Origin of the sequence: Aquibium microcysteis, assembly GCF_014495845.1 — a bacterium.
GTDB lineage: Bacteria > Pseudomonadota > Alphaproteobacteria > Rhizobiales > Rhizobiaceae > Aquibium > Aquibium microcysteis.
In genome coordinates, this window is the sequence record NZ_CP061080.1 from 175,001 (window position 1) to 193,485 (window position 18,485).

Sequence of the window (18,485 nt, forward strand, 5' to 3'; positions counted from 1 at the left end):
TCCGTGAGGACCGGTGGAGGTATCGGAAGTGCGAATGCTGACATGAGTAACGATAAAGCGGGTGAGAGACCCGCTCGCCGAAAGTCCAAGGGTTCCTGCTTAAAGTTAATCTGAGCAGGGTTAGCCGGCCCCTAAGGCGAGGCCGAAAGGCGTAGTCGATGGGAACCACGTCAATATTCGTGGGCCTGGAGGTAGTGACGGATCGCGTGTGTCGTTCATCCTTATCGGATTGGATGGGCGGCGAAGCGGTCCCGGGAAATAGCTCCTCCGTATAGACCGTACCCGAAACCGACACAGGTGGACTGGTAGAGCATACCAAGGCGCTTGAGAGAACTCTGCTGAAGGAACTCGGCAAATTGCACGCGTAACTTCGGAAGAAGCGTGACCCCTTCGCACGCAAGTGTGGGGGGGTGGCACAGACCAGGGGGTAGCGACTGTTTATCAAAAACACAGGGCTCTGCGAAGCCGCAAGGCGACGTATAGGGTCTGACGCCTGCCCGGTGCTGGAAGGTTAAGAGGAGAGGTGCAAGCTTTGAATCGAAGCCCCAGTAAACGGCGGCCGTAACTATAACGGTCCTAAGGTAGCGAAATTCCTTGTCGGGTAAGTTCCGACCTGCACGAATGGCGTAACGACTTCCCCGCTGTCTCCAGCAGAGACTCAGTGAAATTGAATTCCCCGTGAAGATGCGGGGTTCCTGCGGTTAGACGGAAAGACCCCGTGCACCTTTACTATAGCTTTACACTGGCATTCGTGTTCGCATGTGTAGGATAGGTGGTAGACTTTGAAGCGCGGGCGCCAGCCTGCGTGGAGTCACCCTTGAAATACCACCCTTGTGGACATGGATGTCTAACCGCGGCCCGTCATCCGGGTCCGGGACAGTGTATGGTGGGTAGTTTGACTGGGGCGGTCGCCTCCTAAAGAGTAACGGAGGCGCGCGATGGTGGGCTCAGACCGGTCGGAAATCGGTCGTCGAGTGCAATGGCATAAGCCTGCCTGACTGCGAGACAGACAAGTCGAGCAGAGACGAAAGTCGGTCATAGTGATCCGGTGGTCCCGCGTGGAAGGGCCATCGCTCAACGGATAAAAGGTACGCCGGGGATAACAGGCTGATGACCCCCAAGAGTCCATATCGACGGGGTTGTTTGGCACCTCGATGTCGACTCATCGCATCCTGGGGCTGGAGCAGGTCCCAAGGGTATGGCTGTTCGCCATTTAAAGCGGTACGTGAGTTGGGTTCAGAACGTCGTGAGACAGTTCGGTCCCTATCTGCCGTGGGTGTAGGAATATTGAGAGGATCTGTCCCTAGTACGAGAGGACCGGGATGGACACACCTCTGGTGGACCTGTTGTGGCGCCAGCCGCATTGCAGGGTAGCTATGTGTGGAATGGATAACCGCTGAAGGCATCTAAGCGGGAAACCAGCCTCAAAACGAGTATTCCCTATCAGAGCCGTGGAAGACGACCACGTTGATAGGCCGGGTGTGGAAGTGCGGCAACGCATGAAGCTTACCGGTACTAATAGCTCGATCGGCTTGATCATTCTCATTCTCCATGCCCATCGCAAAGCGATGGGATGGTTCCCTGGCGCTCGCGGGCCGTACCGCAGCCTTCGGCTGCTGGCCCTCCGCGGGGGCGCCGGACGACCGGCGGCACGCAAGTCGCGTGCTCGGGCTGCGCCCGAAAAGCCGGTCAGCCATGATGGCTTGCGCGGAAAAGACGAGGAGAACGGAAAGCACGGCGGCGTTCGGGGTCTCGACCCCATTCGCCATTCGCTATTCGCCACTCCCCCTCCCAGCTTCTCGATCAATGATTGTGCGCTTCGTCGACCTGGTGGTTATGGCGGGGTGGCTGCACCCGTTCCCATTCCGAACACGGCCGTGAAACGCCCCAGCGCTGATGGTACTTCGTCTCAAGACGCGGGAGAGTAGGTCGCTGCCAGGTCTACAAAACGCACAATCGAAAGCTTCTCGACACCATGTCCGGCCCCGCCGGAAAGCTGCCGGCCCTGCATTCCCGCACGGCCGGCGCTCTCCGTTCACGGCCGCGCGGCGCTCCCCGCCGCAACCGCCCGCAAGGGCTCGACAACGATACCCCGGCGCGAAACCCGCCGGACACGCCAGGACCGACCGGACCCCGGCGAAACAACACGGCGGAACCCCCGCCAACACCCTGACGCGGGGTGGAGCAGCCCGGTAGCTCGTCAGGCTCATAACCTGAAGGTCGCAGGTTCAAATCCTGCCCCCGCAACCAGATCCACAAAAACCCCCGAGCCAAAGCGCCCGGGGGTTTTTTTATGCCCTCGACACGGCCGGTCGAACTGCCCCGCGCGGGATCCGCCGACCTCGCCGCACGCATGGGGTAGGGGGCGTCACCCGGGACCGTCGTGACCGTGCCGGCCCGCGCCCGCTTTGCATTCTTTCTGCGCCGGTCCTATGAGCATCTGCCATGCCAAGAAGACTTCTTTCCCGGACGTTCGCGGTTCTGATGCACGGGCGGAGCCGACAGGCTCCGGCGCGCGAGTCGCTGGCCGAAGCGCAGCCCGACGGCGTCGCCTTGCCGCAGGCGGCGACCCCCGACCCGATGCCGCCTGGCGCCGATCGCGCGGATGGTCGGGCGGGAGCAAGCGTCGGCCACCGCATGGCCGATCTCGCCGCGTCCTTCCTGCGTCATCCGCTGAAGCGCCGCAAGCGCCGTCTCTACCGCATGTCGAAGGCCCAGGCGCGCATCGGGACCGACATGCCTGCGCAGCCGCCGGCTCGCCTGAAGGAGGCCCCTCAACCGGAAGCGGTGCCGTCGGAGCTGCCGCGGTCCGTCGAAGACGTCGTTCTCGATCCCTATCTCACGATCCATCCGGATCTCGAGGGGGAGGAACCCCTGCCGCTCGACATCGCCGTTTCGGTGATCATACCGACCTATGATGCGGGTCCCGAGTTCATCTATCTGCTGCGCAAGCTGACCGGCCAGAAGGGCTTGCGTTCGGTCGAGATCGTGATCGTCGATTCCGGATCCCGCGACACGACGGCGGCGACGGCCGCAGCCTATGGATGCACCCTCGTCTCCATCGACCAGAGCGAGTTCTCCCACAGCCATGCCCGCAATCTGGGAGCCGCAGCGGCGCGCGGCGACTACCTCGTGTTCATGGTGCAGGATGCCTTTCCGATAGGCGATCACTGGCTCTACGGGCTGGTGCGCTGCCTGATCGATCACCGGCAGTCCGGCGGTCTCGCGGCCCTGTCCTGCGCGGAATATCCGCGCAGCGATTCCGAACTGTTCTATGATGTTCTTCTGAAGACGCATTATGACTTCATCGGATGCAGCGAAGGCGATCGCCTGGGGCGGCATACCGGCGAAGACCACGTATCCCTTCGCAGCCAGGGCCAGCTGAGCGACGTCGCCTGCGCCATCCCGAAAGTCCTCTTCGACGCCTACCGCTACCAGGGCGATTATGCGGAAGATCTGACGCTGGGGGTCAGACTGATTAGGGACGGTCACCGCGTCGCCATGCTCTCGTCGATCCGGGTCATCCACTCCCATACCCGACCGGTGCAGTATTTCCTGCGCCGCTCCTTCGTCGACGTCCACTTCCTGGCTGGCGTCTTTCCGGACTTTCTGCCGCCTCCCTCGAACGGCCTTGCCGGATCGCTGGCCGCGGCAGCCGTGTTGTCCAGGCTCAGACCGGACTTCGGCAACGGCGAGTTGCGCGTCCCCTCCGAAGCGTTGGCTGCCTTCGTCGACCGCGTGCGGCGGACCGACCTGCCCGACGTGCCGGACGAGCGATGGGACGGTTTCGGCTTCCCACCGCTCCAGCGATGGCTCGACGACTACTCCTCTTCTTCCACCCCCGGATCCGGGACGGACCCGGTCGAGGCGGCCCTCGTCCGGGCGAGCTTCGAGCAGACCCGTGCGATGTTCGCCCATCGGCTGGAGTCGCTCGGGACGGTCCTGGAGGCCTATACCGCTCTCGACGAGACGGTCCGGCGAGAACTGACCAGCGCCATCGACAAGACCCTTGCGATGACGGTCGGTTCGCAGTTCGCCTTCTGCTGCATCGCTCCTCCGGCGCAGACAGGACCGGGCGACCGGAAGGAGAGGCTCGAGGCCCTGCGAGACATTCTCACGGCGGGTATATGACATGCGCATTCTGTTCGTCGTGCACCAGTTCCGGCCGGAGTTCGCATCCGGAACCGAAACCGCGGTCTTCAACATCGCCAAGTCCTCGCAGCGGGCCGGCCACCACGTGGCGGTCCTCACCTGTGCGCTGGGCGAGGCGTCCCGTTGGACCGTCGCACCGGCCAACGGTCTGTGGTTCGCATCCGTCGATGGCATCCCCGTACACGCCATTCCCCGGGCCATGATCACGGATCCTCACGCGCTGCATGCAGCCGAGGACGTCGCTGCGGCGGACCTCGTCCGTGCCTTTCTCGCCGACAACCGCTTCGACGTGGTTCATCTCGCCCATGCCATGCGGATGGGATCGGCCATCGAGGCCGTGCGGAAAGAGGGCATTCCGTACGTCGTTTCGCTGACCGACTTCTTTCCTCTGTGCCACGCCGTCAATCTGGTGCGCCTGGACGGCACGGCCTGCGACGGTCCGCATGGTGGAAGGGCCTGCGCGGCCCACTGCCCGACCGGATCGGAGCCGCGCGCGCGCTTCGAGCGCTTCCGGCGGCTGCTGTCCGATGCCGGCGCGCGGATCGTCTGCTCGGATTATTCCCGAAGGCAGTATGTGCGGTCGTTTCCCGATCTCGGATTCGAGACGATTCCTCATGGCATCGACGTGCTGCGAGCCTGTGCGAGCCTGGGCGCGCGGCCGCCGGGGACGGGGCTGCGATTCGGATTCCTCGGCACGATCCATGCGAAGAAGGGGGCGGGAATGCTTGCGGAGGCCTTTGCCGCGGCTGCCGTTCCCGGCGCGTCTCTCGCGTTCGTCGGTCCCGTCGACTTCGATCCGGCGACCGTGGACGCGGTCGCCGCGGTCGCCGGCCGCTGTCCATCCGTCACCCTTCGAGGTCCGGTGACGTCGGACGAGGTCTTCGCCGTGCTGTCGCGCTTCGACGTCCTGTGCCTGCCGTCCCAGGTGCCGGAGACGTTCTCCCAGGTCCTGCATCAGGCTTTCGCCTGCGGCGTTCCCGCGCTCGTCTCGGATCTCGGCGCGCCGGCGGAGATCGTCGGCAGGCACGGATGCGGCTGGTCCGTACCTTTCTCGGACGCCGGGGCATGGACGCAGGCCCTGCGGCGACTCGCAACCGACGCAGAGGAAGTCGAGCGGGCGCGAGCAGCCATTCCGTTGCCGATGCGCATCGAGGAAGAGGCCTTCTTCCTGGAGCATGTCTACCGGCGGGCTAGACGCGACCACACCGCGGCGCGCCGAACCGGACGACCCTTGCCCTGACCGCCGCGACCGGGGCCGGCTCCCTCGGCTGGCACGACGGGCCTGCCAAGGCTCCGCAGGGCAGCCGGAAGGAGCCGTTCAAAAAAAGTTGCAGCCGGTGGAACCCGAGCCACGCCACTGCGTTCAGCCCCGTCTGCTGCGGGGTTGAAGCTCCCGGACGGATGCGGCGGTGCGCCGCCCCTCCCTCTGCTCGCGAATCACGGAAAGCCCTCGGACGTCATGCATAGAAAAGCCAGGGCCCTCGGTGGCAAGGGGGCTTTCGGCCTCGACCCGCTCGTCGCGACCAGCCTCGCCGTCGCCATCGGATTCTTTGTGGTGACCGCGATCGTGGCGGTCTACACGACGCGCCTGCTGCGGGAGAGCAACCAGGCCGTCGTGCAGACGCACGAGGTCATCGTGGGTCTCGACGTGCTCCTGTCCGACATCCGCGATGCCGAGACCGGGCAGCGTGGCTATCTCCTGACCGGCGACGAACGCTATCTGGAACCCTATTTCCGGGCCGTGTCGCAACTCGCCAGCCGCACGACCTCCGTCGGCGCGCTGGTCGCTGCCGACGGGCAGCAGGCGCGGCGCTTCGAGGAACTGAAGGGATACGTCGCATCGAAATTCCGCGAACTCCAGGAGACGGTGGACCTCTTTCGCACCGAGGGTCCGACGGCCGCCGTTGCAGCACTCCGGTCCGATCGCGGCCGGGCCGACATGGAGGCGATCAGGACGCTGCTGTCGACGATGCGCGAGACGGAGACCGCGACGCGAGCTCGACGGATCGCCGAGATGGACCGCGCCTATGTCGTCGCCTTCGCCACCAGCCTCCTGTCCGGCGTCCTCGGCATCGTCCTGACGCTGGTGGTGGGAGCGCTGATGCGCCGTGCGACGCTGGCGCGTCGCCGCGAGCAGTGGCTGCAGCAGGCGCAGGTCGGGCTCGGCGAGGCCGTGATCGGCGAGCGGGCGCTGCAGGAGATCGGCGAGAACGTGCTGCGCTACCTGACGGACCGTGCCGGGGCCGTCGCGGGCGCGATCTATGTCGAGCGGGACGCCGACTTCGCGCTCGCCGCGACCTTCGGCGTGCCGCAGGGGGCGACGCTGCCGGACCGCGTCGGCCGCAACGACGGGCTGTTCGGTCACGTGCTCACCGATCACAAGCCGATTGCCGTCGGGACGCTGCCGGAAGGCTACCTCTCCTTCGGTTCGAGCCTGGGCCGGGCGGGACCGCGCCATCTGGCGCTCGCGCCCGCGCTGGTCGACGGCGAGGTGGAGGCCATTCTCGAACTCGGCTTCCTGAACCCGGTGCCCGACCACGTGCTGGACCTCCTCGAAAGGTCCTCCGCTACGATCGCCACGGCGTTCCGATCGGCGGCGTTCAGAACGCGGCTGGAGACCCTGCTGCGCGAGACGCAGCGCCAGGCGGAAGAGCTTCAGGTCCAGGGGGAGGAACTGCGGGTTTCCAACGAAGAACTGGAGGAGCAGGGTCGCGCGCTGAAGGAATCGCAGGCCCGGCTGGAACAGCAGCAGGTCGAGCTGGAGCAGACCAACGCGCAGCTCGAGGAGCAGGCGCAGGAACTGGAGCGTCAGCGGGACGACCTCGAAACGGCCAACGGCGCCATCCAGGCCAAGGCGCGGGAAGTCGAGCAGGCGAGCCGCTACAAGTCGGACTTCCTCGCCAACATGTCGCACGAACTGCGCACGCCGCTGAACTCCTCGCTCATCCTGGCGAAGCTGCTGGCCGACAATGCCGAGGAGAATCTGACGCCGGAGCAGGTCAAGTTCGCCCAGACGATCCAGTCGTCCGGCAACGACCTCTTGAACCTCATCAACGACATCCTCGATCTGTCCAAGATCGAAGCCGGCCACGTCGAGATCCGGCCCGAGCCGATCTCCCTCGAACGCACCGCCGCCTCGCTGCGGCAGCTGTTCGAGCCGCTTGCCCAAGGCAAGGGGCTGGACTTCTCCGTCGACGTCGCCGCCGACGCGCCGCCGGTGATCGAGACCGATCCCATGCGCATGGAACAGGTTCTCAAGAACCTCGTCGCCAACGCGATCAAGTTCACGGAGACCGGCGGGGTCAGCGTGGCCGTACGGCCTCTCGGCGGTGGTCAGGTCGCCTTCTCGGTCACCGACACGGGCATCGGGATCGCAGAGGACCAGCAGCGGCGCATCTTCGAGGCGTTCCACCAGGCCGACAGCACCATCAGCCGCCGCTTCGGCGGCACGGGCCTCGGCCTCTCGATCTCGCGCGAACTGGTGCGCCTGCTCGGCGGCACGATCCATCTGGAGAGCCGGCCGGGCGCCGGCAGCACCTTCACGATCGTCCTTCCCGAAACCCACGACCCGGCCCGACCGGCCGCATCCGGGCCCGCCGTGGTGCCGGCCGGCGCTTCCCCGCTGCCTGCCGCGCCTGATCCGGCCGGTGCGCAGCCCGCCGCCGAGCCGGCACGGATCGTCGAGGACGACCGGCTGCACGTCTCCGATCAGGGCCGCAGGCTCCTGATCATCGAGGACGACCGCACCTTCGCCACCATCCTTCGCGACCTCGCCCGAGAACTGAAGTTCGATGCCCTCGTCGCGGGCACCGCCCAGGAGGCGCTCGAACTGGCACGGGCCTTCATGCCGAGCGCGATCGTGCTCGACGTCGGCCTTCCCGACCAGTCCGGCCTGTCGGTACTCGACCGCCTGAAGCGCGACGTCCGCACCCGTCACATCCCGGTCCACATCGTGTCCGCCGACGATCATACCGACCGGGCGCTCTCGCTCGGCGCCATCGGCTACGCCCTCAAGCCGGTGCGGCGCGAGCAGTTGCTCGACGTGCTCACCTCGCTGGAGGCCCGGATCTCGCAGAACGTCCGCCGCGTGCTGATCGTCGAGGACAACGAGATCCAGCGCGAGGCGGTCGCCCGCCTGATCGGTGCTCACGACGTCGAGACGGTCGGAGCGGGCACCGCGGCGGAGTGCCTCGCCCTTCTGAAGGACCAGGCTTTCGACTGCATGGTGCTCGACCTGTCGCTCCCGGACGCATCGGGCTTCTCGCTGCTCGAGACGATCAGCCGCGAAGGCGCCTATCCGATCCCGCCGGTCATCGTCTACACCGGCCGCGTCCTGTCGGCCGAGGAGGAGCAGAAGCTCAGGCGCTACTCGCGGTCGATCATCATCAAGGGCGCGAAATCGCCCGAGCGTCTGCTCGACGAGGTGACCCTGTTCCTGCACCAGGTCGTGTCCGAGCTGCCGGACGAGCAGCAGAAGATGATCCGCAAGGCGAGGCATCGCGACGCCCTGATCGAGGGGCGTCGGATTCTCGTCGTCGAGGACGACGTGCGCAACGTCTATGCGCTCACCAACATCCTCGAGCCGCGCGGCGCCGTCGTGGAGATCGCGCGCAACGGCGAGGAGGCGCTGGCCAAGCTGGAGAAGTCGCGTCGGCCTGGCGAGGCCGCGATCGACCTCGTCCTGATGGACGTGATGATGCCGGTCATGGACGGTCTCACCGCGACGCGACACATCCGCAACGATCCGGACTGGAAGAAACTGCCGGTGATCGCGCTCACGGCGAAGGCGATGCCGGACGACCAGCAGCGCTGCATCGAGGCCGGTGCCAACGACTACATGGCAAAGCCGCTCGACGTGGAGAAGCTGCTGTCGCTGGTGCGCGTGTGGATGCCGCGCTGATGGAGACGTTCGACCGGATCGAGGACATCGAAATCAGACTGTTGCTGGAGGCGCTCTACCACCGCTACCACTACGATTTCCGCAATTATGCCATGTCGTCGATCCGGCGGCGCCTGCGGCAGGCCCGCGAGCAGATGGGCGTTGCCACGATCTCGGCGCTGCAGGAGGCGGTGCTGCACGATCCCGACATGCTGCCCAAGCTCCTCCGGTACCTGACGGTGCAGGTCAGCGAGATGTTCCGCGATCCGGGCTACTTCCGCGCGATCCGCGAGAAGGTCGTCCCGCACCTGAAGACCTATCCGTCGCTGAAGATCTGGATCGCCGGATGCAGCAGCGGCGAGGAACTCTATTCCTTCGTCATCCTTTTCCGCGAGGAAGGACTGGAGGAGCGGACCATCTTCTATGCCACCGACATCAACCCGGACGCCCTGGCCCAGGCCGAGGCCGGGGTCTACCAGGTCGACCGGATCCGCCTCTTCACCGAGAACCATCGGCGGGCCGGCGGCAGGACCTCCCTGTCCGACCACTATCGCAGCGGCTACGACCGGTGCGTCTTCGACCGGAGCCTGCGCCGGAACGTCGTCTTCTCCGATCACAGCCTGGTCACCGACCAGGTCTTCGGCGAGATGCAGCTCGTCTCCTGCCGCAACGTGATGATCTACTTCGACCGGTCGCTGCAGGACCGTGCCGTCGGCCTGTTCCGCGAGGCATTGCCGCGTAACGGCTTTCTCGGTCTCGGTGCCAAGGAGACCCTGCGATTTTCGCGGCACGCGGATGCCTTCCGCGACTTCGTACGCGAGGAGAAGATCTACCAGAGGACCGGGACATGACCGGCGCACGAAGGGGTGCCGTGATGATCGGCGCGTCGGCCGGCGCGCTGGAGGTGCTGTCTCTGATCCTGCCGCGGCTCGAGTCCGATTTTCCGCTGCCGGTCGTCGTGGTCGTGCACGTTCCGCCGGACAGGCGAAGCGTGCTCGCCGCCATTTTCGACGCCAAATGCCGGTTGCGGGCGATCGAGGCGGAGGACAAGGAGCCGCTCGCGGCCGGCGTCATCTGCTTCGCGCCGCCGGACTATCACCTCCTGATCGAGGACGGCGATACGATCGCGCTCTCCAACGAGGATCAGGTCCTGTTCTCGCGCCCCTCCATCGACGTCGCCTTCGAAAGTGCGGCCGACGTCTGGGGCGATGCTGCGATCGGCATCGTGCTGACCGGCGCCAACCAGGACGGCGCGATGGGGCTCAAAGCGATCGCGGCCGCCGGCGGCACCGCCATCGTGCAGGATCCTGGCGAGGCCTATGCCCGGGCCATGCCGGAGGCGGCGATCGCAGCCTGTCCGGAAGCGCTCGTGCTGAACGCCGACGGCATCCTTTCCTATCTGCAGAGCATCATCCGATGAGCGCCACCGTCAAGTTCCTCCTCGTCGACGACCTTCCCGAGAACCTCCTCTCGCTCGAAGCCCTGCTTCGCCGGGATGGGCTCGAGCTGCTCAAGGCGAAGTCCGGCGACGAGGCGCTGGAACTCCTTCTGGACCATGACGTGGCTCTCGCGCTCATCGACGTCCAGATGCCGGGGCTGAGCGGCTTCGAACTGGCCGAACTGATCCGGGGGAACGAGCGGACGCGGCGCATCCCGATCATCTTCGTCACCGCCGGGAGCCACAGTTCCGAGCGGCGGTTCCAGGGCTACGGGGCGGGCGCCGTCGACTTCATCCAGAAGCCGATCGAACCCGACGTCCTGCGCAGCAAGACCGACGTCTTCCTGGAGCTCTACCGGCAGCGCCAGCAGCTCGCCGAGCAGCGCGACGTGCTGCGCGAGCAGGCCGAGGCGCTGCGTCTCGCCGACCGGCGCAAGGACGAGTTCCTTGCGATTCTCGCGCACGAGCTGCGCAATCCGCTCGCCGCCCTCCATGGCGGGCTCGCCATGCTCCTGCGCCAGCCGGACGGACCGAAGGCGGAACGGATCGGCGGCTTGATGCAGGGGCAGATGGCGCATCTCGTTCGCCTGGTCGACGACCTGCTCGACGTTTCGCGTATCACCCAGGGCAAGATCGAACTGCGCCTCGCGCCCTTCGATCTGAGGGACGCCGTCGCTGCCGCGGTCGAGATGGCGCGACCTGCGGTGGAGGCCAAGCATCACGCGATATCCGTCTCCATGCCCCATAGCGCCGTCGCGATCGTCGCCGACCAGGTCCGCCTCACCCAATGCGTCGCCAATCTCCTCAACAACGCCGCCAAGTACACGCCCGAGCGCGGATCGATCTCGGTCTGCGTAGAGGAACGGGACGATACGGTGGACATCCGCGTGACCGACGATGGCCTGGGGCTGACGCCGGAGGCCTCGTCCTCGATCTTCCGCCTGTTCGCGCAGGTGGACGCCCACCTGCAGCATGCACGCGGCGGCCTCGGCATCGGGCTTTCCCTGGTGAAGCAACTGGTGGAGCTTCACGGCGGCTCGGTATCGGCGGCCAGCGATGGGCCGGGGAAGGGCGCCGCCTTCACCATAAGCTTGCCAAATCGGCAATCCGGACCGGCCGCGGCGCCCGAATCGCGTTCCGAGACGTGATACTACTGGCGTTCACCTTCGACCCTCGCGCCGCCCCTCATCCGCCTGCCGGCACCTTCTCCCCGTAACACGGGGAGAAGAACGCCGTCACCGACGGCTTCGCCGGTCGCAAAGGTCGCCTACCTGGTGCCGATGTCGCGGCCGTGACCCCTTCTCCCCGCTTGCGGGGAGAAGGTGCCGGCAGGGGGATGAGGGGCAGCGCCGAGGGTCAATCGAAAAGACCGCTGGTATGATGCCGCAGGCGCGCCGGGAGGCCATCCCGGGGCGTGTACCCCGGCCGCGCACGGTTTTCTCTTGACGACGCCGCCCGGCCGACCGAAGCCTCCTGGCGTCGGCCGCCGCGGCGAGGCGCCGCGGATGGTGTCGACGACCTCGGGGCGCGGGACTTCCGTCATGGTCGAGCAGGACGACGAGACCGGTTCAGCCAGAGGCCGTCCGAAACGCGGTCACGGCGCCGCGACGGCCTACGCGGTCCTCAAGCGCGAAATCCTCGACCTGACGCTCCCGCCGGGCAGCCCGGTCGACGAAGTCGGCCTGACCGAACGCTTCGGCATGTCGCGGACGCCCATTCGCGAGGCGCTGGTCAAGCTGGCGGGGGAGGGGCTCGTGGTGACGCTCGCCAACCGCGCCACCGTGGTTGCGCCGCTCGACATCCTCGGCCTGCCGCAGTTCTTCGACGCGCTGACGCTGATGTACAGGGCGACGACGCGGCTGGCCGCGGCGAACCGGACCGATGGAGATCTCGCGGCGATCCGCGTCCTGCAGGCCGGCTACGCGGAAGCCTTCGCCGCGCGCGACATCTCCGCCATGATCGAGGTGAACCGCGATTTCCATGCGGCGATCGCAAGCGCCGGCCGCAACGCCTATTTCGGCGAACTGTTCGAACGTCTGCTCGACGAGGGCCGTCGTCTGCTGCGCTTCTATTACTCCTCCTTCGATGAAAGTCTGCCGCACGCGTTTCTCGACGAGCACGAGGAAATGGTGGCGGCGATCGAGGCACGCGACGTCGCCCGCGCCGACCGGATTGCCGCCGCGCATGCGGACCAGATCGTCCGTCAGATCCAGGCCTACATCGCCCAGGACCGGAGGCTCAACGCCGACCTTCTGTTCTGACCGATCCGACGGCCTGCCACGCTCGATCTTGCATATTCGTTGTCGACAAGATGGCCGGGCTGCGGTATGACCGCATCCATAGGTCGGCTGGCCAGCGCCCTCCCATGCGGCGCAGTGCAGGATCTGCCGACGGGAGACACGCTCATGGCCAGCACCATCTTCACCGGCACCATCCCCGCCCTGATGACGCCCTGCAGACCCGACAGGACGCCCGATTTCGACGCGCTCGTGCGCAAGGGCGGGGAACTGATCGCAGCCGGCATGTCGGCGGTGGTCTATTGCGGCTCCATGGGCGACTGGCCGCTGCTCACCGACGAGCAGCGCATGGAAGGCGTGGCGCGTCTGGTTCAGGCCGGCATCCCGACCGTCGTCGGAACCGGCGCGGTCAATACGAGGCAGGCCGTCGCCCATGCCGCGCACGCGGCCCGGGTCGGCGCGCAGGGGCTGATGGTCATCCCGCGCGTCCTGTCGCGCGGCAGTTCGGCGATCGCCCAGAAGGCGCACTTCAAGGCGATCCTCGCCGCCGCGCCCGACCTGCCGGCGGTGATCTACAACAGCCCCTACTACGGCTTCGCGACCCGCGCCGACCTGTTCTTCGCGCTGCGCGCCGAGCACCCGAACCTGATCGGCTTCAAGGAGTTCGGCGGCGCGGCAGATCTGCGCTACGCGGCCGAAAACATCACCTCGCAGAGCCCCGATGTCACCCTGATGGTCGGCGTCGACACCGCGGTCTTCCACGGCTACGTCAATTGCGGCGCCACCGGCGCCATCACCGGCATCGGCAACGCGCTGCCGCGCGAGGTGCTGCACCTCGTCTCGCTTTGCCAGAAGGCGGCGAAAGGCGATGCCCGCGCCCGCGCGCAGGCGCTGGAACTGGAACGCGCGCTCGCGGTCCTGTCGTCCTTCGACGAGGGACCCGATCTCGTGCTCTACTACAAGCACCTGATGGTGCTGAACGGCGACGCCGAATACACGCTGCACTTCAACGAGACCGACGCGCTGACCGACTCGCAGCGCAACTACGCCGAGGCGCAGTATGCCCTGTTCAGGGCATGGTATGCGGATTGGGTGAAGTCGCTCGCCTGAGCGGGTCGAGGGCAGACGACAACGAACGCGGCTGCACGCCCGCGCCCGTCTTGCTGGTCGCCGATCCGGTCATACCGGCAGTCCTTTCGATCGACCGATGGCGCCGAACCCCTCATCCGCCTGCCGGCACCTTCTCCCCGCAAGCGGGGAGAAGGGCGCGCGGTTTCGAAGGCGGCGCCATATCCCCCACCTTCGAGAGTGGCGAAGCCGTCGATGAAGGCGTTCTTCTCCCCGTTCAACGGGGAGAAGGTCCCGGCAGGGGGATGAGGGGCTGCGCCAAGGCTCGAAGGTAAGGGCCTCTGGGATCAGATTTCGAGCACGATGCGCCCGTCGATCTGGCCGGCGCGCATCCTGTCGAAGATCGCGTTGATGTTCTCCAGCCTGTCCCAGCTGAAATGGGTGGCGACGCGTCCGTCTCCGGCGAAGGCGAGCGCCTCGGCGAGGTCGTTGCGGGTGCCCACGATCGAGCCGCGCACGGTGATGCGCTTCAGCACGATCTCGAAGATCGGCAGCGGGAAGCTGCCGGGCGGCAGGCCGACCAGCGACATGAAGCCGCCGCGGCGCAGCATGCCGACCGCCTGCGCGAAAGCGGCGTTGGACACCGCCGTCACCAGCGCGGCATGCACGCCGCCCATCAGCTTCTGCAGTTCCGCCGCCGGGTCCTGAGTCAGCGCGTTGAATGTCATGTCGGCGCCGAGGTCGCGCGCCAAAGCGAGCTTCTCCTCGGCGACGTCGACGGCCACCACCTTGAGGCCCATCGCCTTGGCATATTGCACCGCCATGTGGCCGAGACCGCCGATGCCGGAGATCGCCACCCACTGGCCGGGCTTCGCCTCGGTCTCCTTCAGGCCCTTGTAGACCGTGACGCCGGCGCAGAGCACCGGGGCGGCCGGACCCCAGTCGAGATTGCCGGGCAGGCGGCCGACGAAGTCGGCGTCGGCCCGCACAAACTCGGCATAGCCGCCGTCGACCGAATAGCCGGTGTTCTGCTGGCCTTCGCACAGCGTCTCCCAGCCGCCGACGCAGTGCTCGCAACGGCCGCAGGCCGTGTGCAACCAGGGCGCGCCGACGCGATCGCCCTCCTTCAGGTGGGTGACGCCGGCACCGAGGGCGGCGACCTCGCCCACCCCCTCGTGACCCGGGATGAAGGGCGCGGTGGGCTTGACGGGCCAGTCGCCTTCGGCCGCATGCAGGTCGGTGTGGCAGACGCCCGAGGCGCGCACGCGGATCAGGATCTGACCGGGGCCGACTTCGGGCACCGGGACTTCACGGATTTCCAGAGGCTTTCCGAGCGCGGGAACGACCGCGGCCTTCATGGTCTTCGGCAGGGACATGGACAACGCTCCGTTGAGGAAGGAACGCGGTCATTCTCGCGGAGGGACATGCCGAACGCCTTGATGCAGCGCAAAGCGGTACTCGGAGTTTCGCATTGCAGCATGTCGCCGGCCATCCGAAAACGAAAGCGCGGCCGATGCGGCCGCGCTCTCCGTCCGCACCTATGCGGTCCTATCGGTTGCCGAAAGCAATGCGCAGCGAGACGCCGAACGCGGCCTCGGTGTCACCGTCGGCGTTGCTTGCCTCCAGCGTCGCGTCGAAGGCCATGCCCGAAGCCAGCTTCCGCGTGAAGGTCGCGCCGAGGCCGAAGGCGGTGCGGTCGAGATCGGCGCCGCTGGCGAAGCTCAGGGTCTGGCCCTCGAAGGCGGCCGCGATGAGATCGGCCGAGCCGGCGTGATGCGTCACGGCCGCGAAGCCGCGCAGCGTCGTGTCCGTGTCGATGACGTAGGGGATGCCGATCTCGACGCGGGCATAGCCGGCATCGGAGTCGCGGTCGGCGATCGACGTCTCCAGCACCGACATCGTGTAGCCGTCGACCGCGTGCCGGCTGAAACCGCCTTCGGCGGCGAGGTCGAGGCCGAAGCCGCCCGGCGCCGCCTCGATCAGCGCATAGGACGCGCGTGCGGAAATGCCGAGAAGCGTGCCCTCGGCACCGTCGGAGCCGCCGATATCGGCCCCCTCGGTGACGCCCGCGAAGGCTGTGGCCCGCAGGTCGAAGGGGCCGCCGTCGGCGAGGTCGAAGCGCAGGCCGGCAAGCCAGGCCTGCAGGTCGCCGGCCTTGGCACCGCCGCCGAAGACGCCGAGCGCATGCCCGCCGAGGTCGAAGTCGTAGCCGACGACGCCGCCCAGATAGGCGCGGTCGTCGGCGATGACGGCGCCGCGGCCGGCCGTCCACAGGCCCTTGCCGCCGGGCGCGGTGAGCAGCGTGCGCGACAGGTTGAAGGCGAGGTCCTGCGCGTCGCGGTCGCCCGCGCCGAGCGCCACCGGGTCGAGCAGGATGATCGCATCGGAGCCGACGAAGGAGGGGCCGACGGTCGTGACGCTCTCGATTGCCGAGCCGACGTCCAGCCGCTCGAGCTTGACATAATTCACGGTAAGCGCGTCGCTGCCGCTGCCCATCTCGATCAGGCCGCTGATCCGCGAGCCGTCGTTCAGGATGAGGGTATCGTTTCCGTCGCCGAGGTTCAGCGCCGTCCCGCTGCGGCCGATCAGCGAACCCGAATTGACCACGGTCTGCGCGCCGGTGTCGGCGGCATCGGTGTTGATGGCGATGCTGCCGCGGATGGTGCCGGAGTTCGTCACCAGCGAGGACGCAGCACTCGGGTCGAAGTCGATGCCGTCCTCCGCGCCGAGCGATTCGATCAGTCCGGAACTGGTGATCGTGCCGTCGTCGAGGTCGATGCCATCCTGGTCGCCGGTCGAGGTGATCCGCCCGGTGTTGATGATGGTCGCATTGGTGCCGGCATTGATCGCGTCGTCCCCGGCTTCGATGATGCCGTGGTTCTCGATGGAAGCGTTCGGCTGGTTGGCGTTGACGCCCTCGTCGGTGGCCGTGATGATGCCGGTGGCGTAGTTGATGACCGTGCCGTTGCTCTCGACCTGCACGCCGTCGTCGCCGCCCGAGATCGTGCCGCTGTTCTCGATGCGGCCATTGTCGTCGATGTTGACGCCGTCATCGCCCGAACCGCCGGTGATCGTGCCGTTGTTGATCACGGTCACGTCGTTGTCGCCCTGCACGGCATGGTCGCCGGTGGAGGTGACCGTGCCGTTGTTGGTGAAGGTCACGCCGTCGTCGAACTCGAAGGCCTGGTTGGCGCCGCCTTCGATCAGTGCGCCTTTCTCGATCGTGAAGGTCGCGTCGTCGAGACTGCCGTTGCGCACGCCCGATCCCGTCCCGGAGCAGACCACGGTGTCGCCGTTCGCCGGGGAGGACGGCGAACAGGCCTGCGCGAAGGCGGTTCCCGGCAGGGAAGCGCCGATGGCGAGCGCCGTCGCGGCTGAACCGAGGAGCAGGAGACGGGAAAAGGCGGTCTGGCGCGGCACGGGGCAATCCTTCGCTTGGGGCTGCCTCCCGCCTACCGGCCTCGCATTACAGTGTTGTGACGCGCCTCACAGCGATCAAGTGCCCGGACGCGAACGGATTATTCCACCCGCTTGGCGATGGTGAACCTGCGCTTCTCCAGCTCCCGGAAATAGGTCGGAACGTCGAAATAGGCCTCCGGCGCGAAGACGCCCGGCCGCATCGGCTGCGACAGGATCAGCTGCGCGGCGATCGAGCCGTTCATGGAGGTGCAGGCGTCGACATAGGGCTTGTAGAGGGGATCCGGCTTCACGATCACCTCCACGGTGACGGTCGTCTCCCTGCCGTCCTTGCGGCCCTTGCCGATGGCGAAGTGGATCTCGTGGCTGTCCTGCTCAGGGATGGCTTCGGCATTCTCGCGCATGTTACGCTCGATCACCTTGTTCAGCACGTCGAGCGGACGGATCGTCTGGCCGCCGATCTCCACCGGCCGGTCGAAATCGCCGAAGCCGGCCTTCACCAGGCCGACCCAGGCCTCGTGCTCACGGTGCGGAAGGTGCAGTTTCCAGGAGAACTCCTTGATTCCCTTGTCCCGGATGCCGTCGGCCAGGGGCACGGTGAGCTGCTCGGAATGCGGCGAGTGCATGAACTCGCACCGGCCCCAGGGCTCGGGCAGGTCGAGGAACTCGCGGCCGCTCATCGGCGGGCAGGTGACGTGGCGGCCATCGTAGAACTGGGTGCTCTCGTGCGCGTATTCGGCGAGCACGGTGGAGACGCTGTAGGGCGGCACGAGCACCGGGTTCTCGGCGCCCACCAGCTCCGCCGCCCAGTAGAGCCGGATGGAATCGATCGCGTCGAGTTCGTCGGCCACCGCGCGGCAGATCACGTTCGACATGCCGGGATCCGCGCCCGCGCCGATCACCGCCGTCACGCCCGCCGCCCGGAAGCGCTCGTGCTCGGCCATCTGCTTGACGGTGTAGGTTCCGAGCCCGCCGAGATCGACATAGGGCACCCGCGCGGCCAGCGCCGCCTCGAAGATGCGCATCTGGTAGCCGAGCAGGGTCGGCACGCAGTTGATGCAGATGTTCGACCCGGCGATGGCGGCCTGCAACGCGTCGGGCGTCGCCACGTCGAGATCGACGAGTTCGATGCGCGGATCGCCGAGGTCGTCGGCCAGCGCCTGCATCTTCTCGCGCGAGGCGTCGCAGACGCGCACCCGGGTGATGTCGATGATGGCGCGGTCCGAGACGAGGTCGCGGACGATGCCGGCGCCCATGTAGCCGGCGCCGCCGAGGAGCGTGATGATCATGGTGT

11 protein-coding genes, 1 tRNA gene and 2 rRNA genes (1 of these 14 cut by a window edge) are annotated in these 18,485 nt (G+C 66.9%); 11 read left to right on the top strand and 3 right to left on the bottom strand.

Annotated features, from left to right (window positions below; translation table 11 throughout):
- From IAI54_RS00810 to IAI54_RS00860, 11 genes are all read left to right on the top strand, one after another.
- A 23S ribosomal RNA gene (locus tag IAI54_RS00810) occupies positions 1 to 1,540 on the top strand; it begins 1,371 nt to the left of the window's first position.
- Between the two features lie 286 nt (positions 1,541 to 1,826).
- Positions 1,827 to 1,941, top strand: a 5S ribosomal RNA gene (gene rrf / locus IAI54_RS00815).
- Between the two features lie 232 nt (positions 1,942 to 2,173).
- Positions 2,174 to 2,250: transfer RNA gene (locus IAI54_RS00820), tRNA-Met, on the top strand.
- 195 nt (positions 2,251 to 2,445) lie between these two features.
- On the top strand, positions 2,446 to 4,131 hold the full coding sequence (locus IAI54_RS00825; RefSeq protein WP_187970564.1) for a glycosyltransferase family 2 protein: 1,686 nt from the start codon (positions 2,446 to 2,448) through the stop codon (positions 4,129 to 4,131).
- A 1-nt stretch (position 4,132) separates the two neighbouring features.
- Positions 4,133 to 5,392, top strand: a complete 1,260-nt coding sequence (locus tag IAI54_RS00830; protein WP_187970565.1) for a glycosyltransferase — start codon at positions 4,133 to 4,135, stop codon at positions 5,390 to 5,392.
- Between the two features lie 219 nt (positions 5,393 to 5,611).
- Positions 5,612 to 9,052, top strand: a complete 3,441-nt coding sequence (locus IAI54_RS00835; RefSeq protein ID WP_187970566.1) for a response regulator — start codon at positions 5,612 to 5,614, stop codon at positions 9,050 to 9,052.
- On the top strand, positions 9,052 to 9,882 hold the full coding sequence (locus tag IAI54_RS00840; RefSeq protein ID WP_187970567.1) for a CheR family methyltransferase: 831 nt from the start codon (positions 9,052 to 9,054) through the stop codon (positions 9,880 to 9,882). The genes IAI54_RS00835 and IAI54_RS00840 overlap by 1 nt, the downstream gene beginning before the upstream one ends.
- Positions 9,879 to 10,451, top strand: coding sequence for a chemotaxis protein CheB (locus IAI54_RS00845; protein WP_187970568.1), 573 nt, complete (start codon positions 9,879 to 9,881; stop codon positions 10,449 to 10,451). Before IAI54_RS00840 ends, IAI54_RS00845 begins: the two co-directional genes overlap by 4 nt.
- A complete protein-coding gene (locus IAI54_RS00850; RefSeq protein WP_187970569.1) occupies positions 10,448 to 11,617 on the top strand; it encodes a hybrid sensor histidine kinase/response regulator in 1,170 nt (389 codons plus the stop codon). Before IAI54_RS00845 ends, IAI54_RS00850 begins: the two co-directional genes overlap by 4 nt.
- 393 nt (positions 11,618 to 12,010) lie before the next feature.
- Complete coding sequence (locus IAI54_RS00855; RefSeq protein WP_187970570.1) at positions 12,011 to 12,730, top strand: GntR family transcriptional regulator; 720 nt, start codon at positions 12,011 to 12,013, stop codon at positions 12,728 to 12,730.
- Between the two features lie 144 nt (positions 12,731 to 12,874).
- Positions 12,875 to 13,816, top strand: a complete 942-nt coding sequence (locus IAI54_RS00860) for a dihydrodipicolinate synthase family protein (protein ID WP_187970571.1) — start codon at positions 12,875 to 12,877, stop codon at positions 13,814 to 13,816.
- Positions 13,817 to 14,121: 305 nt separating this feature from the next.
- Here IAI54_RS00860 and adhP read toward each other — a convergent pair whose 3' ends face one another.
- From adhP to IAI54_RS00875, 3 genes are all read right to left on the bottom strand, one after another.
- Positions 14,122 to 15,144, bottom strand: a complete 1,023-nt coding sequence (gene adhP / locus IAI54_RS00865; protein WP_187972956.1) for an alcohol dehydrogenase AdhP — start codon at positions 15,142 to 15,144, stop codon at positions 14,122 to 14,124.
- Positions 15,145 to 15,322: 178 nt separating this feature from the next.
- Positions 15,323 to 17,194 (bottom strand): hypothetical protein, encoded by a 1,872-nt coding sequence (locus tag IAI54_RS00870; protein ID WP_187970572.1) that lies wholly within the window; start codon positions 17,192 to 17,194, stop codon positions 15,323 to 15,325.
- Positions 17,195 to 17,292: 98 nt separating this feature from the next.
- Positions 17,293 to 18,480 carry a saccharopine dehydrogenase family protein gene (locus tag IAI54_RS00875; protein WP_187970573.1) on the bottom strand — a complete coding sequence of 396 codons (1,188 nt, stop codon included), beginning with the start codon at positions 18,478 to 18,480 and terminating at the stop codon, positions 17,293 to 17,295.
- Positions 18,481 to 18,485: the final 5 nt, after the last annotated feature.